Below are 21,816 nucleotides of genomic sequence, written 5' to 3' on the forward strand. Positions count from 1 at the left end.
AATGGTTCCTTTTTCATTGTTGATTTTGAATCGTGCGGATAAGGCTAAAACCTCAAGTTTGGTTGAGGTCAAGAGATGGTTTGAAATGAGTGAACTAAATGTTTGCTGATTGATTTAAGAGCAATGTAGTTGTTTTTGGAGAGGGCTATCGACTGAGGAATAAGTCGGTGGTAGATACGTCCAAAAAAACGACAGTATATTAGGTATTTAATTCCAGAAAGCGCTTTGTTCCTATGAGAGAATATTCAAGTGATTGTGGGCAGTTTGTGTGTTTAGGGGAGGATTGGTTGATTTACTTATTTTATACATTGGTCTGTGCTTTAGTACTTACTTTCTTTAGCTTAATCTGGAGCGGTGTTAAGTTTTGGAATCTGTACCATGAGACTAGGCCGAGCCTTATGGAAAAAAAGAAGCTATATCTTGTTGTTAGCTTAGCTTCACTTATCGTTGGGTATTTGTTGTTGGAAGCTTTGCCATGGTTGCTCGATTACTCCTGCAGTAATAACTTAGAGGATTTTGTGTCTATCTGTGCTAAGCGTTAACTCGGTATGTTGGTTGGACTGTTTTAAGACGAATCAAAATTAAACAGTCTCCTAAAGACAGATAACTTTTCATCACAAACAAAAAGCCGATGTATCTACATCGGCATTTTAGTGGATTATTTCTTTCTGCGGGTATAAATGCGTGAGGTGGTTTTTGGCTCCTCAGGCTTGGCTTTTTCTTTTGCCAGTTTTAAGACCGCTTTTTGTAGCATCAAGTTGTTCGGGTAAGTGATTAGGTTGCCGTTGTCGTGCTTGATCAACACATGGAACATACGGATTTCCTGAATCTCACCGCTGATGTCTTCGTCTTTGTCCACGACTTTAATTCGGTCACCGACGCGGTACGGGAAGACAAAAAAGATCAGAAAGCTTGCTGTGATGTTACTTAGAATCGACCACTGTGCGATGAAAGCCACACCCAATACCGCAAAGATAGACGATAGGAAGAGTGACACATCGCCATAACCAATGCCGGTTACGATGGCGAAAAGCGAAGCAAACAAAAACAAGAACGCAACGTTGAAGCAGCGCTGAATAAAGCTCAAGCGCGCTTTGTTTACGCCTTTAGCTTCTGCCAAATTTAGGATCGCACGGTTGGCGATTTTCTTTAGCAAGCGATAAGCGATCAGAATGATGACACCCATCAACACTTTATAACTGATAGAGCCAGCCGTGAAATACTGACTGATTTGCTCTAAATGCATCCAATGATTCATTTCTTCAACTCGAGAATATTAAGAAGGCGCGTGTTATAGCCGATTTTTGCTCGCAAGTAATTAACTATTTTAGATGCAGAGGAATATTCGTGTTGAACAAATTTTGACCGACATCTCAGTTCCGAATTGAGAAGATATGAACTCTGATATCTGGTGCGTTGGCTGCTGCTAATCTAGAAACGTAACTTACGAGCGTTATGGAAAATGGTAGGGATGCGATGGAAGAAGATGAAAGGGCAATCATGGGATTAGTGGTTATTGTCGGCTTTGTGTTGCTTTGGATATTCCTCGAAGAGTTTGGCTACTTTGGATTACTGACCATCAATAAATAAGCCCCGCGAAACGTAGTGTTCAACGGGGCTTTGATCTTCTGTTTGTGCGGTTTTAGCTCACGGCGCGAACTTTACCTTGCTTCAAGTCATTCAGCACTTGCGATTTCGGACCATCAGCAATCACGCTGCCTTTTTCCATCACAATCACACGATCAACAATGTCGAGCATTGAGGTCTTATGCGTAATCAAAATCAGTGTTTCACTCGGTTTTAACTGCGCTAATTGATGCTTGATGTGCATCTCTGAACGGTTGTCCATTGCGCTGGTTGGTTCATCCATTAAGAGCACTGGAGGGCGACCCAAGAACGCTCGTGCAATCGTCACAGCTTGACGCTGACCACCAGACAACATTCCGCCACCTTCGCCCACTTGGCGCTCTAGACCCGCAGGATCCGACTGAGTAAAGGCAGTGACACCTGCGCGGTTGGCGGCGTCTAATACATCGCGATCATCGGTGAGCGGACGACCTAGGGTGATATTGTCGCGAATCGAGCCGAAGAACAGATTCGAATCTTGTGGTACACAGCCGATATTGCGTCGTACATCCACATGGTGAAGCTGTTCGATGTCTGTGTCATCAATACGCACGTGACCCTCTGTCGGCTTGTACAGGCCCATTATCAGGCGTTCTAGCGTGGTTTTACCCGAACCAATACGACCGATGATTGCGACTTTTTCACCTGGGTTAATCGTTAGGCTTAAATCACGAATCGATGCCACTGGCGCATCTGGGTAATGGAAGGTCACACGGTCAATCTCAATCTTACCTTGCACGATAGGACGGTGAATGTAGCGTTTCCCTTCTTCTTGCTCGTCTGGCATTTCCATCACTTGGTTAATGATGGTCATTGAGGACTTAGCTTGGTTATAGCGTGTAGACAACAATGAAAGCTGAACCATAGGGCCAATCGCACGGCCACTCAGCATGGTTGCTGCAATCAAGCCACCCATCGTCAAATCACCATTTGAGATGAGATACACACCCAGAATGATCATGCCGACGTTACTACTTTGCTGAACAAAGCCCGCTGCGTTTTGAATGCTGTCAGTGATACGACGGCTCTTGATGTTCCAGTTTGCCATGTGCGCCACCGCCTCTTCCCAACGGTATTGGAATTGGCTTTGCGCACTCAGCATTTTCACCGTTTCTAAGCCAGATAAACTCTCAATCAAGTTGGCGTACTTTTGTGAAGCAAGGCGAGAACCTTCTTCAATCGAGCGGCGTAGTGGACCTTGAATCAGCGCCGAGTGAATCATCAGAATCACCACACCAATCATTGGCACGTAAACCAGATCGCCCGCCATCAGCCAGATGATGACTAGGAACAAAATTGCGAAAGGTAAGTCGATCAGCGCACTCACGGTTGCAGAGGTGAAGAACTCACGAATCGATTCGAACTCTTGCAAGTGGCGAGCAAACGCACCCACAGAAGGTGGTTTGGACTCCATTCGGATGCCCATGACTTTGCTGAACAGCTTTGAAGAAATCAGGATGTCGGATTTCTTACCCGCGACATCGATAAAGTAGTTACGCAGTGATTTGAGCAAGAAATCAAACAAGAACACCACGAAGATACCGCTTGCCAGCACCCACAGGGTTTCAAACGCGAGGTTAGGGACTACTTTGTCGTACACCAAGCGAGTGAACATTGGTGCAGCAATAGCGAAGATATTGATGAGGATAGAAGCGATAAGCACATCGCGGTAGATGCGTTTCGATTGCCACAAGGTTGACCAAAACCAGTGACCTTCTTTGGTTTTGAGCACTTCGGGAGAGCGCTCGTCATAACGGAATTGCTTTTTAACTAAAAAATAGCGACCAGTGTACTGCTCAAGTAGGTCTTCTAGCGGAATGGAGATAGGCACCATTCCGCTTTCTAGGGTGGTGATTTCAGCTTCTTTCTTCTCAACGTTAATGCTGTTGAGAACGCAAGAATCGCCACCTTTTAGAAGTAAGATAGCCGGCAGAATCAGACTCGAGATCTGGTCTAACTCTGCACGGTTTTCCTTGGCAACCAATCCGGCCCTTTCCGCCGCTCTTGGTAGCAGAAACGGGGTAAGCTTGCCATCAGAGAGCGGAAGGCCGTTGATCAGCGCTTCCGGTGAGTTGGCTAGCCCGTAGTATCGGCTAACGTAAATGAGCGAGTTCAGTAAAGGGTCTTTCATCCTTGGTATACCTTTTCTTATTCCTTGTCGACGATGAAGCCTTGGAAGACTTCAACAAAGTGCTCGGTGAGGAAATCCAACTGAATCTGTGTTTCAACACGCGATGCAATCGTCGTAATACCCAAGTTGTGAGCGGTACGAGAGATTGAGGTCAGAGTGAATTTCTGTTTCTCATCGTGCAAGTTGTGCGTAAATAGGTAATCCAACTTCACGTAATTAGGGCGGAATTCCTGAATGTACTCAAGTGACTGGAAGTTACGACCGTAGTTATCAACACCGAATTCCGCACCTGCTTGACGAATCGCGTTACACAACAGCGCTGTGTGGTGCGGATGGTCAATGAAACACGCTTCAGGAAGCTCGAAGTGCAGCATTGGGGCAACTTTCGAATGCTTCTCTAGCATGCTGGTGGTCCAGCGAATGAACGATGGTTGAGACAAGCTGCTTTGCGCAATGTTGATTGCCACTGGCTCTTTTAGCTCGCCGCTTTCTAGCATCTTGATCATCGACTCAATAACGTATTGGTCGAAGATGTTGGTTGCGTCTAGCTGCTCAAGAGCAAACAGGTATTGGTTCGCACGGTAGGTCTCGCCATCTTTTTCGATGCTTGAGAACACCTCGTTGTGGAACACTTTACCCCAAGTATTCTTCGCAGATTGGAAGCGGAATTTAATCCAATCGCTGTGAATCGCTTCTTCAACCAGCGCTTTCCATTGCTGTTTACCCATAAGGTTAGAAGTGTTTTCACCACCCACGAAGCCGTACGCTTTGTCTGGTTGCGCTTTCGCTTTCGATAGTGCGTTATCCACCATCGATAGAACTTCGGTACGCGTTTTCTGATCTTTACTGTGTGCCACACCCAGTGAAGCTTTTGGCTTAGCAAGGCCGGTTGGGTCGGTGTTAAGGCCATTCACACAGTTGACGATGCTGTCAGCCAGAATGCGCAGTTCGCTTTCATCCATGTGCGGGAATAGAAGACCAAATTCGTCGCTTGATAGACGAGCAATGGTTGCTCCCGGAACATCGATGGTGTTTTTCAAACGTTGAGACAACTCTTTCACGTGGGCATCAGCGCGTTGGTAGTCTTTTGTCTCGTAGATGTCACCAATGTATTCAGCATGGAGTAGCGCGATACCCCCTTGCGTTTGTTCTGCTAGCCATTGGTCAACTTGGTTGATGTAGAATGAGCGGTTACCTAGCTTGGAGATTGGGTCTAGGTAAGCTTGAGCACGCAGACGCTGCGCCTCTTTTGCCTGTTCTTTAAACGACAGTTCGATTTGTGCCGACATCGAGTTAATGCCGTCAACAACTGCAATCAAGTCTTTCGTTTTAGGACGAGCTAGCGGATCACCAAACTGGTTGTTGGCAATCTCGTGCATTTTCTTCACGATGGCCGCTAGAGGTTTGAGTGAGCGACGTAGGATGTAAGAAATCGCAACTAGACCTGCTAGGAAGATAACGCCAAATGCCGATAGCAGGCGAATAAAGCCTTGCCATAGTTGCTCGTAGGCTGCGCCTGGATGGCTGATGATTTCCACCTCTGCAAGCTGCATCCAACCACTGGTTACCACACGTTTGTCGTGAATTGCCTTGAACAAGTTCAAGTCGATAAACCACTGCGGAACGCTACTTGGCTTGACTGGGTACGAGCGTACGATTTGGTAATCCGAATCTAACGCGGTGAGACGTACGACAGAATAAGTACTGCCATCGAACAACGCATTAATCACAGATTCAACCGCGACCTTATCTTTGTCTTTCAGATAAGGTGCTAGCGCCAAACCAACGGTATTAATGGTGTTGTTGACCTCTGAACGTTGCTGCTGCTCTAAGCTGTCTCGAGTAGTGTTGAACTGGATTACGAATACTGATGCCATCAAGAGTATAAAGACCGTAACCATTCCCACTACAAGCTTCTTATATAGGGTCATGTTTTTCACTCGTCATAGTTAATTTTAGGTTTTTTTAACTGCAACTTACGTTCGCGCGAGCGTAAGTCATTCCAAAGGCTCAAACGTGAGGCTTTTCCTGCTAGCTCTCCAACGCCAGCAGAAGACTTCATAAGCCATAGGTTTGAACCGTTAAAACTGTATATCGGTAGCAAGTCGCTACGTCTGGAGGCTCGAACAATCTCTGGGTTGAGGTTGTCGAGGATGAGAGGCTCCGAACTCGGGGTTGGGTAGTAGGCCAATACCATGTGAAACTGATTCAGTTCGATGGCTTTAACGTAGATCAAACGCATCTTCGAATCCGGTATACCAAGCTCAAGTAGGGAAAAGTATTTGGCGATGGTAAAGTCTTCACAGTCGCCGGCATTACTGCCCAAGAACTCGAGTGGTGTCGCCCAGTAGTCTTTTTTACCCCACAGGTCTATATCGTCAACGAAGTAAAGTTGGTTAAAAAAGTCGTTAACGCCTGCAAGCTTCTCATGAGTCTCCAATGTTTTGAAAAAATCGATGTTGTCTCGCCAAGTTTTCACGCGCATCCCAGCGCGCTCACCATAGACTGAAGTGACCGTATCGACCCATCGTTGTTCTTTGCTGTTTAACGCGCCGATTTGGAACGAAAGACAACCGATGCTGATTAATAATGTAACTTTACGCTTCAATCTGGGTGGCATATTCGACTCACATCACAAGTGTACTCTTCCAACGGGCTCGTCAGTGAGAAATAAGTGCTTTCTATTTAACCACTTATCGACGCTAAACGACACATCGGGCATACCTTGCTGACACTTACTCCTTCAGTGCGTTGGTTTTGGCACTCAAAATTGGCTTGAGTAAGTATTCCAAAACGGTTCGCTTCCCTGTGATGATATCGACTGATGCCGTCATACCCGGGATGATTGGCAAGTCTGCATCTTGTCCAAAATTGGTTTTATCGGTGCGCACGCGAACAATGTAGAAGCTGTTGCCTTCTTCATCCTGCGTAGTATCGGCACTGATGTGTTCCAATTCCCCTTCAAGTCCGCCGTACTTCGTAAAGTCGTACGCGGTAAATTTCACGATGGCGTGAAGATCTGGGCGCAAGAAGGCAATGTCCTTCGGTGCGATCTTCGCTTCAACTAATAAGGTGTCTTCGGTCGGAACGATTTCGACAATGTCCATACCGGGTTGGATAACGCCACCTACCGTGTTGACGTTCAATGTTTTGATGGTGCCTGTTACCGGAGATACGACAACAGTACGATTTACACGGTCTTCTAGGCCAACCGCCGATTCAACTAAAGAAGACAGTTGGTCTTGAGTACTATTCAGTTTCTCTTGCTGCTCAGAGCGGAATTTCAACGCAACATCAATACGGTTAAGCATAGATTCGCGAATGGCGGATTTGAGCACAGGAATCTTTAGTTCGCTAGAAGTCATTTCTCGGCGGGTATCGTTAACTTGGCGTTGAAGTTTCAACAGTTCGATACGAGGTACCACACCTTCATCTGCGAGTGGTTTGGTGATATCCAGCTCTTTTTTCGCATAACGGTAGCTCTGGCGCAGGTTGCTCACACGCGCTTGGATTTCTACCAAATCTTGTTGTTTCTGTTTTACCTGTTGGTCGATAACCGAAATTTGGCTACGCAAATTGTCCAAGTCTTCACGGTATTCCGCTTTTTGACGTTGGGTTAGGCGAGGTTGGTTTTCTTCTAGGGTTGGTGGGAAAGTCAGCTTGCCGTAATCCAGCACCACGTTTTGTTCCCAGTTGCTGTTATCAAACTCGCGGTTAACTTCCACACTGCTGATCGAGGCGGAAAGTTGTAATACAGAAGCGGTTAAGTTCGCTACTTGTTGTTCACGTTCACGGAAGTCAGAGCGAAAGCGTGTGTCATCAATCAGCAATAGTTGCTGACCTTTTTCAACTTGTTGACCTTCTTTAACTAAGATCTCTTTGACCAAGCCACCTTCAAGGTTTTGTACCACTTGGATTTGAGAAGATGGAATGACTTTGCCTTGGCCGACGGTGACTTTGTCGATTTGCGCCCAAGACGCCCAACCAATGGCTGCAACAAAAAACAGCACCATGACCCACAGCATTAAGCGGGCGCTACTTGGCGTGTTTAGGAGCAATGCGGCGGTCTTGTCATCGACAAAGTCCAACTCATCGTTGCTAAGTTTGTTGTAGTTGTCTCGGCTCATCACATTCCTTGTTTATAAAGACGGTTTATCTTTTTGATCTTATTATTATTAGCCAACCATGTCAGCATGCTCGGCGAATAAAAATGTGTGAAAGGGGTAAGTGCCCCTTATTTACTGTGCCTTGAACTTTGTTTTGTCCAACTGATGTTTTTTTAGTTTGTCGTACAAGGTTTTGCGCGACACTTGTAATTCTAGTTGAACCTCTTTGAGTCTGCCTCTATGTCGTTGCAAGGCGTCAAACAACAGGCAATATTCAAAGTGTTCTGTGCGTTGAGTCATACTTTGGATTTCAATACTTTTCTCATTGTTCCAATCTTCCATACGAAACGCATCGGGTTTTAATGCTCTCAATTCCGCAAACTGTCGTAGCTGTTTTATATTCTCTGGCCAATCGAGTTCTGTGACCATTCTCACTTCAGCAAGGCTTATCTGTGGTGGTTGCAGTTGGTAACGGCTGGCGGAGTGGCGCACAAAGTGTTTGTATAAAGGACCGATATCTTCTCTGCGTTCATTCAAACTTGGCATGCGAATCAGCATCACCCGCTCTTCTATCCCTTTATCGACGCTATTGGCCGCGCCAAACACACGTTGTAACTTGGCATGTTGAAATAAGCATTGCCATTGCTTCGTCGAGATGTGCTCTGCGCTGTGTAAGTACAAACTACATTGGCTTTTGCCGTCTGTAAGATGATGTATGGCTTTGTCCAAGGCATCGAGAGAGAGTTCATATAAGTCTTCACCGGACGCGACAATCAGCTCACTTTCTGGTGTGGCATGAATGTCGTGAGCGAACTGAGCAGCTAGCCTTCGCCCTGTGCCATCTTCACCAACAAAAATCAGCGGCTGGTGGAGTGGGGCGCTGATTAAAGCTCGGCGAATATCGACCATGGCTTGGCTGTGACCAATCATTTTCGGTCCAACATGGGTTTGCATGTCGAGTTCTTTCTTCAGCCAGACGTTTTCTTGCAACAAGGTCAGCTTGTCACCTGCGTTATTGAGGGATTTCAGTAGTTGCTCTGTCGAAAACGGCTTTTCAAGAAAGTCATACGCACCACTCTTCATCGCCTCAACTGCCGTCTTCACATCGCCATGGCCGGTTAAGACGATAAATTGAAAGTGACTATTTTTGCCAAGCAGGGTCCTCATGAACTCCAAACCGTTCATCACTGGCATGTGAATATCAGTGATGATCAGTGCTGGGGAGTTTGGGTCAATCACACGCAAGGCTTCGACTGCATTGGGAAAGCAAGTCACGTCGATGCCCTCAATCAACAAGGCTTGAGTCACGGCATCACGGATGTGTGGTTCGTCATCGACAAAGAAAACAGGACTATGCATGTGAGTTTTCCTCTGCGCTATGAGGTGACACTAAAGGCACGCTGACGACAAAAGTTATGCCGCCAGATGGTTGAGAGTGCGTATCCATGGAATGGCTAGCGCTATGATTGTAAGCACTGAGTGAGCCTTGGTAGCTTTCCAAAATCCGTTTTGAAATGGTCAAACCTAATCCGAGTCCTTCCGGTTTTGTAGTGAAAAATGGGTCAAATATTCTTGCTAACGCTTGTTCTGACATACCTGGTCCATTGTCGGAAACTAAAATATCGCAGTTGGTTTCGTCGCATTGCACGGCAATTGAAATTTGTGGATCGATACAATGCCCTTCCATTGCTTGAGCAGCGTTGTGGAAGAGGTTGATCAGCACTTGTTCAAGCTCCACGCTGTGAATCGCTAATCTCACGTTGTACTCGATGGTTGGCACTTTCAGTGTCACACCTTGCTTGATGAGTTTGCTGCTTAGAATTCTCGTCGCGTTGTGCACGGCATCGTGTAAGACCGCCACTTCGTTGTGTGGGTTGTCGTCCGTTTTGCGTGTAAACACCTTTAAGCGTGCAATCACTTCGGCGATGGTGTCGTTGAGGGAGAGCATTTTATCGAGGTTGTCTGCCACCATCGGGTAGCGCTCCATCACCATCAAGCGTTGAGAGTTTTCGGTGTAAGTGCGTAGCGCTGCAAGCGGCTGGTTGATTTCGTGATTGATGCTCGCGGATAGCTCACCAAGCAGCGCGAGTTTGGCCGCTTGAGTCAGTTCTTGTTGAGTCTGTTTAAGCTCTTGTTGGCTCTGCTCATATTGATGCACGGTTTGCTGTAATTTGTGGTTGGCTTGGCTGAGGACTAGGGTTCTCTCTGTCACCTTTTCTTCCAAATTGGCATTCACATTCGCGAGGCGTGCCTTGTTGACCAGCATTTGAAACCATGCCAAGGCAATTAAACCAACGAGCGCGTAGAGCAACAGGTAAACCACGTCCGCCTGCAATACCGCGGTGAGTACTTCTTGTTGGCTAATCAGAGCGACGACACGAAAGCCTTTGTCGAATAAGTTGGTCGCGTAAGCAAGGTAGTTAGGGGAAACCAGTAGCTGATTGTTCTCAAACTGCGTTGCGCCACTTTGTCCGGTTAACTCGCCTCGGTATTGCGGCAGGGTATCGCCATATTGTTGAGTTTGATTGAGTTCTTCTTTCGCCGCTTCAGACAACGGGAAAAGCGCACGATAACGCCAATCGGGTAAGTTACTCATGAAGACGACATCGTGCACACCTGTAACCAGCAAGCCGCCATCGTCTTGTGCCAATCTTTGTTCTAACTGCTCTAGGTTCACTTTAACGGTAATCACGCCTGCGACTTTGCCCTCAACCCAAAGAGGGGACGAGAAGAAATAGCCGCGCTTATTTGAGCGTACGCCCAGTGCAACATACTGAGCTTTCTCTCCATTTAGGGCGTGCTGAAAGTAAGGACGAAAGGCAAAGTTAGAACCCACAAAGCTGTCGTCTTGCTGGTAGTTGCTCGATGCGATAACTAAGCCGGTTTTGTCGTGCACATAGATAGTGTCAGCGAGGCTTTGTGCTAACCAATCGGCGAGCAATAAGTTGAGCGATTCTGATGGCTTACCTACTTTGACGGCTTCAAGCAATCTTGGGTCATGGCTGAGTAGATTAGGAATTTGCTCAAACTTAGCCAACTCATAGTCGATCTCTTGTGCTACCTGAGAGGCTTGCTGTTTGAGATCCGATTGCCATTGCTGATGTTGGTACTTTGTCGCGTAATGATGAGTTAAAACTAGCCCGACCATACCGATGGCAAACAGTATCAAGAGAAAATGGCGCAGGGCTTTAGGGTTCAGTAAGTTCACGATTGGCTCACCAGTTTTTAACGCCATGTTATCAAAAGGCATTTAACGATGTTGTGAGCCGCCGCGACAACGAGAAATCGATCTGCTTTTTAGAAGTAGTATTCTGCGCCGATAGAGAAGTAACTGTCGTTTTCTAGGTAAGCAATGGGTTCGCTACTGGACATTGAGGAGAGATAGTAACCTTCTGCTATCCATTTCCAGTGTTCATTGATACGCCCAGAGGCGGTCAGTTTGTAGATGGGTGAAGTTTGCTCTAAGTCGAACAATCCAGACAGCAAAAACTCGGTATCTTGGACATCATTCGCTTGCCAACGCAAACCAAGAAAAGCATCGTTGTTGTAGATAGTAGGTGGCGCGTAAGTGCCTCTATTATCCCATGCGTATTCGGCAATTAAACCGAGAGTGCCTTGGCTAAAGGAAAAACCGTACACCGAATATTCAAACCCTGTGACTAGGGTAAAGTAGTTACTGCCTTCCCCTGATTTAAACGTCCCTTCCCATTTGAGTAAGAGGTCATCTTGCGTCCATTGTAACTCGGTACCGAGCTGGAATATTCGTGCGTATGAGGCTTGCCAGTCATTAGGACGTTCGATGAGCAAAGGCTCTCGGCTATTGCCGTAAAAAGCGCTGAGGCCAACGTCTAATGCATCCTGCCAAAAGCCAATCCGTATCGCGCTATCGAGGGCGTTCTCTCCGTCAGAATAGTTCGCATCATCGTCGACAGGCTTAATCAGGGTTCGACGTTGATCTGGTTCTCTAAACTTACGAGGCTGGTGGAATGGCAGTAATAGCATTTGCACATCTCCCCAGTCAGGCAACCAACGCGCTTGAAGCATGGGTTGACCCATTTTCTCTTCATACCCCAAAGCGATGCGCCCATCATATTGATTCACTACGTTGACGGGTTGGTAGACTTCCGTAACACCCCAGTAAACCACACCATAGCCAAGCAACCATTCGATCGTTTCTCCCGCATAAGTGATATTGGCTTCGCGCAGATTGATGAACCCTTGTTCGGACTGAAATTCATATTCTGCATAAGGACTGAAGGTTGCTGCCCAGCCAGAATCGTTCCACCACAGTAGACGAGGAGCAATAAGAGCTCGATTGGCGAGTGTGTCACAGCATTGCCCCATTTGCGCCTCGTCTTTGTAGAGGTCTGCGGTTAACCCAACAAAACCTTCCGTCTGCCAATCGGCAAATCCTGTCGATGAGAAGGAAAGAGGCAAACTGGTGAGTAGTAAGGTGCGCACTTTACTCATCAGTTGTGCCTGTATGCGTTACGAAGCTGTTTGGGTTCAAACTGGCCTTGTGGAACGTCCACACCTAATGTCATGTTTTTCCATGACAATGAAGAGGAGCGCTTGCTTTTTAAGTTGTCCATTTGAGCGAACTTTGGACGCCAGTAGCGCTGGTTATGCTGCTCGTAATCGGAAAGGGTTAATTGTTTAAATAGCGTGCCTTTTCGGTCGTAGTATTCGATTTTTCGTGGTTGATAAATGTCTTGATCAATCCAAGCGACAAGTTTCGAGTAGCCCGAATTTTCGTAGCGAGGGAAGCAAGCCAACAGCCAGTAACTTTGCCCATCTTGTGTTTTTTCTTCGACGAGCTCATAGCGATATTTGTCCAACTCCCACGAACTCATGTCTTCATAAGCAAACTCACTGCCCATAAATGGCCCCGAGCGATTGTTAGAAGAAATGCGTTTAACCCTTTTGATGGAAGGTAAAAACAGCCATTGATCATCCGCTTCAATGGCGTGGCTAAACGTAAGTAGGGCGGTACCAGCAATGTCTCGTGGCGCTTGGAAGTAAGTGATGATCTTATCGCCATCGTTCTCTTGCTCGATACCTTTGATCGTCAATTGTCTGCGTACCGTGTCGCCATTGGCTGCGACGATCGACATCTCCACATCCGATGTATAGGAAACATATCCGGTATCTCGACTGATCATTTCCTTTGCTACATCGAACCCGGAGACACCCTCAGCGGCGGCCGTTGCTGAGAGTGTCATGAGCAATCCGAAAAACATCCTCATAGTTAACTCCTTGTTGAAGGACGAGTTTTGTTGTGCAAGTTACAAGAAATCAGACAGGGTTGAACCTGTACGAGTGGACAGTTTCAGCGGGTATTCGGACAGGATAAAAATAGAAACACAGGAGGTAGCATAAAAAACTCCGCAACCAATGTGATTCGCACAAGGAGTATTTGTTTTTATGGAGCTTAATCTTTCAGGTAAGGAAATTAACGAGGTGGTCACCAGTATTGATGACATTTTGGGCCCCTCGGAACAGCGCTACTTCGGTGAAGGCTACAAGCGCACTCAATATGAATGCAACATCAATTACGACACGGATTCCGCACAAGGATTAGTAAGTGTTGCGTATCGAACAGATTGGTCACAAAAGAAGACGCAATCTCGTCGGCCTCATCTCAGTACGATTGATGCGTTTCTTATTGCTGGTCGTGTCTCCTACGCGATCATCAAACGCCATTATCAGTTGTCAGCCCACCAGTCGTCTCAAGCGTGGATCCGCCACGTGTCGATTAAAGCTGGCGCAGAAGCGTTAGAGGATCTTGATGCGGTGCGCCTTTCTGCCAAGTTACTTGATACCAGCAGTTCACAGGACAGTTTGTTTGGCACCTTAACTCGCGTCAAAACCAAGCTCGACAGTATGGAAATTGAAGTGATCATCGACCATGAGGCGGAAGCGGATCACTCGCAATCTGTCGCGTCATTTTCGGATGACGATGAGTACTTCAACAGCGATTTCCGTTTGCGTCATTGCCACCTTGCGAACAACACCTTTTGTGACGCCATTTGTGCAGTCTCCAGTGACTTGCTGTTTCAATGCCCAGGCAAACCATCAACGGGCGCGATGGGGCACTACCCCAATGCACTGATGATGGTGGATTGGCTGACGTGTTTTGCTCAGTTGTCGCAGTTGGTGATGTATCGCCTCGATAAGCTGGATCGTAATGAGACTCACAACTTGTGGATGCGCTCTGTCACGGTCACAACGCCGTATCCCATCATCCCTCGTCGTAAACACACACTCACGCTTCGTAGCATGAAGAATTCTTTAGTGAAAAAGAAAGATTCTTCATGGCGACTTGCCACCGTAAACGGCTCGGTTTCCGGCCATCCAGAATTCAATCTAACTGCAAAACTATGCCATCAATTACCACAAGGAGAACCAGCGTGAAAATTGCCATTTCAGGAACGTACTCAACCGGAAAAACGACATTAACGGAAGCGCTGGCGATCGCGACTCAAGTTCCACGAACTCAGGCGCGCACCATGCGTGAGATTCTGCCAGATGCGGTGCCGGGTAAAACCCTAGAGCAGTGTAATCCTGCGGAGCTGCTGAACTTGGGGCTTAGTCGTTTGAGTGAGCGTGTTGTGAATGAAGAGCGATGTGGTGATCGCTTTTTCTCTGATGGTTCTTGTTTGCATGAATGGGTGTATGGGGCAGCTCGCTTGGAAACTGGGATTAACCCAAATGACAGCGACTTGGTTTTGACTATGAAAAGACTGATAGGCAAACCGTATGCGTCAATTCACCGTGGTTACATTGATGCTTTTGGCAACGTTGCAAAGCGTCATGCGAAAAAGACCTACAGCAAGTTTGTGCACCTGCCGATTGAATTTGATTTGGTGGAAGATGGCCACCGTCCTGTGTCTGAAAGTTTTAGAACGCTCTCCAATGATCTTCTGCTCTCTACTGTGAAAGAACTCAACATCCCTTACATCACGGTTGGCGGTGATTTGCGTCACCGATTGATTACCATCGCGGAACACTTCGAGTTGCCTTTATATGTCGACCCTGATGAGGCGATCGAAAAAGCGGTGAACAAGGTGAAAGCAGAGGCGATAGAAATAGAAAACCACCGCCTGTCTGTGCTGGCGACTCAGCAGGCTTAATTCAAAGGAAGTCTCGAATAATGAAAAAATGGACAAAACCCAGAGCCTTGCTCGCCCTTGTGGGGTGGCTCTGCATCATGGCCCTAGCGTTTGTTGGCATAGGGAAACTCGGCTTAAACAATGACTATAAAGTGTTCTTTAGCGACGACAATCCAGATTTGATCGCGTTTGAGAGCATCGAAGAAAAATACAACAGCAATGACAGCGTATTGATTGTCTTGCACCCGAAATCGGGCGATGTCTTTCAGGAAAATGTGCTGAAAGCGGTCATGGAACTGACGGAATATGCGTGGCAAACACCTCACTCATACCGTGTAGATTCTTTGACCAACTATCAATATACCCATGCTCAAAATGATGATCTTATCGTCGAAGATTTTGTCAACGCTAACCAACTCAGCAATACCCAGTTACTTGCGGAGAAGAAAACCTATGCACTTAAACAACCTGAGTTGGTCAATCGTTACTTAGCTCAAGATGCGAACTCGACGGCGATCAATGTGTTGGTGCGTTTGACGACGGAGGGTCAGTCCGAAGAAGTGCGTGAGATCGCGCAGTTCTGGCAGGACAAGATCGCTGAAACTCAGACACGTTACCCTGATGTGCAGTTTTATCTCACTGGTCAGGTGATGCAAAACGACGCGTTTGGTGAGGCGACACAGCGAGATATGGGCAGTTTAGTGCCGGGCGCATTGTTGCTGATTGTCATTGGCACGGGCATTTATCTGCGTAGCTTGTGGAGTTCGGTGGTAGTGACATTAACCATCATCTCTTCAATCTTCATTGCGCTTGGTGCTGCAGGTTGGCTCGGCATGGCAATTACCTCTCCGTCTGCATCTGCACCGCTTATCATTTTGACCATGGCGGTTGCCGACTGCATTCACTATTTGCAAGGCTATAAACACGCGCTGAACAAAGGCGAAACCAAGCTGGTGGCTTTGCAGCAATCGATGGAGAAACATCGTCTACCCATTATTCTGACCAGTTTGACTACTGCGGTTGGTTTCTTGTCGATGAACTTCAGTGACTCTCCTCCGTTTAACGATTTGGGCAACATCACCGCGATGGGCGTGATTGCTGCCATGTTCCTGACGTTGTTCTTCGTACCTGCGCTTTTGGCCGTGTTACCAGCAAGAAAGAGTAAAGTAGTGAAGCGCTCAGGGCTTGCCAAGCCACTTGAAGCCATCGCTCGATGGGCAATGGTGAAGCCTGGATTAAAGATCGCTGTAGTTGTACTTGGTGGTGGTGTAATTGCTGCAAACTTGGTTCGAAACGATATAGATGACACCTTGTTTGAATATTTCGATGAATCTTATGCGGTGCGTCAAGCTAACGATTTCACTTACGCTAACTTAACGGGTGTGGCGAGTATTCAATATGCGATTCGACCAGAACAAGGTGAACTGATTACCTCTCCTGATTTCCTGCATAAGTTGGATCAGTTTGTTCAACAGGCTCGCCAAACCGAAGGCGTGTATCACATTCAATCGCTGACTGACATCATGAAGCGCTTGAACAGCAGCTTGCATAACGATGAAGCGGGTGAATATCGTCTCACCAGTGATCCTGAGTTGTCTGCTCAAACACTTTTGCTTTATGACATGTCGCTTCCTTACGGATTGAACCTCAGCAACCAAGTCGCGTTGGATAAAAAAGAACTGCGCGTTATCGTGACGGCGAAGAAGATGTCGTCCAATGATTTGATTGCTCTGGAGTCGACGTTACGCAGCCAGTTGTTAGGCTTATTTCCTGAAAGCAGCATTAGTCCTGGAGTGAGCGCTGACATCATGTTTGCGCACATTGGTTATCGCAACAACGTGAGTATGTTGACGGCTTCTGCCGCAGCACTATTGGTGATTTCCTTCCTCATTGGTTTGATTCTGCGTTCCGTTCGCCTTGGTGTGATTAGTATCTTGCCAAACATCTTGCCGGCTTCCATTGCCTTTGGTTTGTGGGGATTGAGCATTGGTGAAGTTGGCTTGAGTCTTTCCGTCATTGCGAGTATGACGCTAGGTATCGTCGTGGATGACACCATTCACTTGCTCTATCGTTATCACACGTCTCGTAAGGAAGGGAAGTCGGAAGAAGAATCGATTGTTACCGCCGTTCGAGAGACTGGCGTGGCAATCATAGGTACCACCATAGTGCTCAGTGCAGGCTTCTTTGTGTTGGCGAGCAGTTCCTTCAAGATGAATGCGGACATGGGCCTGATGACCGCAATCACCATCATTATCGCGCTTGTGCTTGATTTGTTGTTGATTCCTGCCTTACTTAAAGTGACTGGGAAATCTGCCAAGGCAGCACAACACAAACCACAAACAGCCTAATTTACTGACACTCTTGGCTTGTACCACTTGGCTTAGGATATTCGTCCTAAGCCTTTTTTAATCCTCATACCAACCTAACTCGATCGCTTTTGACACGGCATGCGTTCGGTTATGTACGTCCAACTTACGGTAAATATTTTGTAGGTGGTATTTGACAGTACGTTCACTGATGTTGAGTAAGCGGCTGATTTCCCAATTACTCTTGCCAAGTTTTAGCCAAGGAAGCAATTCACATTCTCGAGTCGTTAGTTGGCTCTCTGGAGCAGGGAGTGTTTCCACTCGGATGTTACGATCACAGACGTAGCTCGAAGCCATATAAAGGTGGGGCGTTAAAAGATACAGCGCGTCGATCTCTTCGCTGGAAGGTTGGCGGTCACCAAACGAGGTGAGATAAATGGCCTTCTTGTCGCCATGATATCCGGCCAGCAGTAAGCGCTTACCGTAATCTGGATGGGTATGTGAGTCCATCAGAGCCATGATACCGTGATTGGATTGCTGTAATGCCGCGATTAATGGGTCACTTTCGGCGGTTTTTTTACTAAAGCAGTTGGCAAATTGATCGGGAGAGAAACCATAACAGACAGGGTCTGGAGCGTAATCATCACCGAATAAACCGAGGATACTGAATTCAAAATCAATTTCGTTCTGTAGTTCTCCAAACCAAGCATGAATAGCGTCAGAGCTTTCGGCGCACCTGAGCTGGTTGGAGAGTTCGAACAGTCTTAGCTTGTCCATAAGCAAATGCCTTTCCTAGCAACGTTGTTTAATGTGTTGTGGTTATCCACTTTTATTATGCATGTCTTTTAGTATACCCAAGCGGCCTCAAAAAAGGGATTGAGAGTCCGGTTTTCAGAGCCAATTGAGGTAGGTGAATAAGCGAATAAACTTGCGACTCACCTGTATTAGTACCTGAAATTCTGAGTTTTTTGAGGCCACTGGGCAGTAATTATTGTCTTTAGTGGAGCAAAAACGAGCAATATTATTTTGGAATGACTTCACATTGTTGGTTTTCACCCTACTTTCATCAACCTAACGACATAAATCACAGTGAAGTCTGGGCTTGTTTGTTACGCTTCGGCATCCCATGCGATGGATCTTTGTAGTACTCCAACCGTAAGAGTCGTACTAGGTCTTTAAACATCCATGTGTGCTGTCCTTGTATTTCCAATTTATCGGGCGCACAATCGACAAAAACGAGTGAAGGAGTGAAGATGGAACTTGCTGATATTCGTCGTGAGTACACAAAAGGTGGCCTGCGTCGTAAAGATTTAAAAGCAGATCCGATTGATCAATTTAACCTGTGGTTAGAACAAGCGGTACAAGCTGGTCTGACTGACCCGACGGCGATGACAGTCGCGACAGTGGACGAAAATGGCATGCCGTTTCAACGTATTGTGCTGCTAAAAAGCGTCGATAAAGATGGTTTTGTGTTCTACACCAACTTGGGCAGCCGTAAAGCGCAGCAGCTTGAGCACAACAGTAACATCAGCCTGCATTTCCCATGGCACCCGCTTGAGCGTCAGGTTCACATTACGGGTGTGGCAGAAAAGCTCACCGCCATGGAAAACATGAAATACTTCACTTCTCGCCCGAAAGACAGCCAACTGGCTGCGATTGCGAGCAAACAAAGTAGCCGTATTTCAGCACGTGGTGTACTAGAAGGTAAGTTCCTCGAACTGAAGCAGAAGTTTGCCAAAGGTGAAATCCCGATGCCGACTTTCTGGGGTGGTTTCCGCGTTAAGCCACAAAGCATTGAATTTTGGCAAGGTGGTGAACATCGTCTGCATGATCGTTTCTTGTTCTCAAATCAAGAAGGTGAGTGGGACATCGACCGTCTTGCACCGTAGTCACTTCGATGAAGATATAAAAAAACACCGCCGAAATTGGCGGTGTTTTTGTTTGAACAGAATTAAGAATCAGCGTTCGCCGTTAAGCACAACAGAAAGCTGATGTTTCAGCAGCGTCTTTGGCACAATTGAGCCGTAACCAGCTTCCATCGCTTTATCGATGAGCTCGTTTTTACTGTTGGCTTCAAACTTAGTTCGAAGACGAGCCACATGCCCCTCTACGGTTTTGGTTGAAATCCCCATCACATGAGAGATGAATTGCGGCTTTTTGCCATACAGCAACAAGAACAAAGTCTCTTGCTCACGGCAAGTTAGCTTCTCCGGCTCGGGTTTAAGGTTAGCGAATCGGAAGATCGACTGCTGATTCGGTGAGCCGCTAATGGCTCGGCAAACCCAATAGCCTACTTCGATGACGGCAGTATCAGTCAGTTCACGACCATAAAATATGGTGCCAATGATGTTGCCATCGTCATCTCGCCAAGGCGTCTTGGTAAAGATATGCGCGCGCCAATGACCATCTGGATAAGGGTGTATATCGAGGATCTTTAGCGACTCGCCAGTTTCAATCACGTGTTTATCTTGTTCTCGAAACTCTTGCGCGCACTCCGTTGTAGGGCTAGCCATTTCAAAGTCTGTTTTACCGATACAGGCTTCAGGTGAATCGTACCCAATTAACTCGGCGTATTCCTGATTCACATAGCGGAATACCGAATCTTTATCTTTGCATCCCCAACAACCCGGTAGCTGTCGAAGGAGCGACTGTTCTATGGTATTGACTGGAATATTCACAATGGACTCACTACTGCTACTCATCGCCTGCATGATTGCAGGTCGGTATTCTCACTTCGTTTATTCTGCGTTTTTAAATGGCAACCATCACCTTGATCATGCTTTCGAGAATCGCGCCAGATAGAACTGGAAGAGAGAAGGTCGAGCAAGATAACTCAGCGTGATGATTAACGTCAGGATACGGTGAGATGGCCGATATATTATCAGCTTATGCCATTGTTTTCATTGGCGATAGGCAAAAAAAAGCCAGCCTGAAGACGGGCTGGCAACACAAGATATAATCTTGTCGACGTGTAGAAGAGGTTCTAAATTACATAGCGAGGGTCTGCTAAGTAAGTTAGAGGTATCAAGTAGATACCGTTGAGCTCAGGGTCGTATGCATCCTAGAGCTCGAGGTCTAATGTATTGAATTGTGAGCATATTAGTAAGGGGGGAAATCCCTCTATCCCCCTGTTTTTCGGGCATTTCACACGCTTTCGATCGTAATTTTGACCTCGTGGCTTACATTGGTTTGCATTTCAACGGCAAGGATCTTTGTGAACGGCTTGTCTCATCTTTGGTAATTTTGGCTATCTGTCCGTTTTTGTTAAAAAAATTGGTTGCACATTGACCGTAAGTTACTCTTACATGATCATCGTTCCGGAACTATGATCATGTAGAGCGCCTTGATCGTGTTGGTTTGATCTTGTGCGATTGGAAGGGGGAAGATTTGCAACCCAACCGAGAAGGTATATGATGCCAAGGTGTAAGCCGACTGTATAAAGACGACTGTTCGAAATGAGTGATTCAGATAACCCGAAAGCCCCGCCATATAAAGAGATCATGCTGCCTAAACCAGCAGAATTGATCACGCTTCCGTCTTATATGGATTGCCATGATCATGCTTATACGCAGATCGTGATCGGCTTGAAAGGACAGGCAGAGTTTGAGGTTCGTGGTCAGGGTAATTTGGTCGGGCCAGGTCAAGGTTGCATCGTAACGGCGTCTTCTGATCATGCTTTCGGCGGCGTGATTCATCAATCAGACATTTTGGTACTTAATATGCCAAAGCCTGCCAACGATGATCCCGAGATGCTTCAGAAAATCAACAATCTAGAGCGATCTCATCTTTACTTCCAATTGGATGGTCAAATCCAAAAGCTGATTCAAATGTTAGTGCAAGAGATGCGTAATCACCCAGACGATTTACTGCTTAGCCGCGCATGTAACGATACCGTGATCGCTCTTATGCAGCGTCATATCTCTGCATTTGAAACGTCGAAGAAAGAATCGCGCTTTGATTTGGACGCCATTGACCGCTACATCGAACAGCATTTGAGTCATAAAATCAGTGTGGCACAATTGGCAGGCAGTGTGTTTTTGGGTGAAAGCCAATTCCATAGCTTGTTCAAAGATCAGATGGGCATTACGCCGCATCAGTACGTACTTGGCAAACGCATCGACATGGCGCGCGATTTGATTGAACAAGGCCACTTAACCTTGGGGCAAATTGCCGAATTCACCGGCTTTTCGAGCCAAAGTACCTTCACGCATACTTTTACTCGTTTACAAGGATTATCACCTTCTCAGTATAAGAAACAGGTTGGTTAATCTTGTTCATTTAGTTGCTTATTTGGAAAGAGCCGCGCATGAGTCGCGGTTTTTTTGTGCTTGCATTTTGCACAGGAAAATCAAATTTTTTTGCGTAATTCTCCGAAAGTTTTCAGCGTTTTTGTCCGTTTCTCACAAAAGCGCAATCTAAATCCTTCTTATTCAAACAAAATCTGTCGAAAACCTGTCTACTTTTGTTGTAAATGACATGCAAAGATGAATTTTTACAACACAATATATTATCTATTTGCATGTGACTATGTAGAT

General features: G+C 46.5%; 17 protein-coding genes. 6 read left to right on the forward strand and 11 right to left on the reverse strand.

The genetic code is table 11. From position 1 onward, the window contains the following. Positions 1-658: 658 nt before the first annotated feature. Positions 659-1,246 carry a mechanosensitive ion channel family protein gene (locus KIT90_RS10865; RefSeq protein WP_285376936.1) on the reverse strand — a complete coding sequence of 196 codons (588 nt, stop codon included), beginning with the start codon at positions 1,244-1,246 and terminating at the stop codon, positions 659-661. Between the two features lie 209 nt (positions 1,247-1,455). Here KIT90_RS10865 and KIT90_RS10870 point away from each other — a divergent pair, with 209 nt between their 5' ends. After that, positions 1,456-1,590, forward strand: a complete 135-nt coding sequence (locus KIT90_RS10870; protein ID WP_009706678.1) for a hypothetical protein — start codon at positions 1,456-1,458, stop codon at positions 1,588-1,590. Positions 1,591-1,642: 52 nt separating this feature from the next. Here KIT90_RS10870 and KIT90_RS10875 read toward each other — a convergent pair whose 3' ends face one another. The 8 genes from KIT90_RS10875 to KIT90_RS10910 form a co-directional block, all read right to left on the reverse strand. Then, complete coding sequence (locus KIT90_RS10875; RefSeq protein ID WP_005435817.1) at positions 1,643-3,757, reverse strand: type I secretion system permease/ATPase; 2,115 nt, start codon at positions 3,755-3,757, stop codon at positions 1,643-1,645. A 17-nt stretch (positions 3,758-3,774) separates the two neighbouring features. Continuing rightward, positions 3,775-5,688, reverse strand: a complete 1,914-nt coding sequence (locus KIT90_RS10880; RefSeq protein ID WP_032802817.1) for a LapD/MoxY N-terminal periplasmic domain-containing protein — start codon at positions 5,686-5,688, stop codon at positions 3,775-3,777. A 5-nt stretch (positions 5,689-5,693) separates the two neighbouring features. Beyond that, positions 5,694-6,377, reverse strand: coding sequence for a transglutaminase-like cysteine peptidase (locus KIT90_RS10885; protein WP_020197833.1), 684 nt, complete (start codon positions 6,375-6,377; stop codon positions 5,694-5,696). Positions 6,378-6,492: 115 nt separating this feature from the next. Continuing rightward, positions 6,493-7,884 carry an HlyD family type I secretion periplasmic adaptor subunit gene (locus KIT90_RS10890; RefSeq protein ID WP_009706675.1) on the reverse strand — a complete coding sequence of 464 codons (1,392 nt, stop codon included), beginning with the start codon at positions 7,882-7,884 and terminating at the stop codon, positions 6,493-6,495. 111 nt (positions 7,885-7,995) lie between these two features. Then, the gene (locus tag KIT90_RS10895) at positions 7,996-9,222 is read right to left on the reverse strand and encodes a sigma-54 dependent transcriptional regulator (RefSeq protein WP_285376656.1); all 1,227 of its coding nucleotides are present in this window, start codon (positions 9,220-9,222) and stop codon (positions 7,996-7,998) included. Next, complete coding sequence (locus KIT90_RS10900; protein ID WP_285376658.1) at positions 9,215-11,113, reverse strand: ATP-binding protein; 1,899 nt, start codon at positions 11,111-11,113, stop codon at positions 9,215-9,217. Before KIT90_RS10900 ends, KIT90_RS10895 begins: the two co-directional genes overlap by 8 nt. A 47-nt stretch (positions 11,114-11,160) precedes the next feature. Then, the gene (locus KIT90_RS10905) at positions 11,161-12,333 is read right to left on the reverse strand and encodes a malate transporter (protein WP_285376660.1); all 1,173 of its coding nucleotides are present in this window, start codon (positions 12,331-12,333) and stop codon (positions 11,161-11,163) included. Further along, entirely contained in the window at positions 12,333-13,103 is a 771-nt protein-coding gene (locus KIT90_RS10910) for an outer membrane lipoprotein-sorting protein (RefSeq protein ID WP_041059296.1), read from the reverse strand. The genes KIT90_RS10905 and KIT90_RS10910 overlap by 1 nt, the downstream gene beginning before the upstream one ends. A gap of 184 nt (positions 13,104-13,287) precedes the next feature. Here KIT90_RS10910 and KIT90_RS10915 point away from each other — a divergent pair, with 184 nt between their 5' ends. Genes KIT90_RS10915 through KIT90_RS10925 form a run of 3 tightly spaced genes read left to right on the forward strand, consistent with a single transcriptional unit; the run spans position 13,288 to position 17,323 of the window. After that, positions 13,288-14,277, forward strand: coding sequence for an AvrD family protein (locus KIT90_RS10915; protein ID WP_285376662.1), 990 nt, complete (start codon positions 13,288-13,290; stop codon positions 14,275-14,277). Next, positions 14,274-14,996, forward strand: a complete 723-nt coding sequence (locus KIT90_RS10920) for an ATP-binding protein (RefSeq protein ID WP_078610127.1) — start codon at positions 14,274-14,276, stop codon at positions 14,994-14,996. The genes KIT90_RS10915 and KIT90_RS10920 overlap by 4 nt, the downstream gene beginning before the upstream one ends. Before the next feature lie 20 nt (positions 14,997-15,016). Next, a complete protein-coding gene (locus KIT90_RS10925) occupies positions 15,017-17,323 on the forward strand; it encodes an RND family transporter (RefSeq protein ID WP_285376664.1) in 2,307 nt (768 codons plus the stop codon). Positions 17,324-17,380: 57 nt separating this feature from the next. Here the strand turns inward: KIT90_RS10925 and KIT90_RS10930 are convergent, their stop codons facing one another. Next, positions 17,381-18,058, reverse strand: a complete 678-nt coding sequence (locus KIT90_RS10930) for a response regulator transcription factor (RefSeq protein ID WP_005435794.1) — start codon at positions 18,056-18,058, stop codon at positions 17,381-17,383. A 476-nt stretch (positions 18,059-18,534) separates the two neighbouring features. On the opposite strand from KIT90_RS10930, the gene pdxH reads away from it, so the two are divergent. Further along, complete coding sequence (pdxH, locus tag KIT90_RS10935) at positions 18,535-19,170, forward strand: pyridoxamine 5'-phosphate oxidase (RefSeq protein WP_009706666.1); 636 nt, start codon at positions 18,535-18,537, stop codon at positions 19,168-19,170. Positions 19,171-19,239: 69 nt separating this feature from the next. Here pdxH and KIT90_RS10940 read toward each other — a convergent pair whose 3' ends face one another. Beyond that, a complete protein-coding gene (locus KIT90_RS10940; RefSeq protein WP_373417676.1) occupies positions 19,240-19,959 on the reverse strand; it encodes a PAS domain-containing protein in 720 nt (239 codons plus the stop codon). A 777-nt stretch (positions 19,960-20,736) separates the two neighbouring features. Here KIT90_RS10940 and KIT90_RS10945 point away from each other — a divergent pair. Beyond that, positions 20,737-21,549, forward strand: a complete 813-nt coding sequence (locus KIT90_RS10945; protein ID WP_005435788.1) for an AraC family transcriptional regulator — start codon at positions 20,737-20,739, stop codon at positions 21,547-21,549. Positions 21,550-21,816 lie beyond the last annotated feature (267 nt).

The organism is Vibrio sp. B172a, assembly GCF_030248355.1.
Lineage (GTDB): Bacteria > Pseudomonadota > Gammaproteobacteria > Enterobacterales > Vibrionaceae > Vibrio > Vibrio owensii.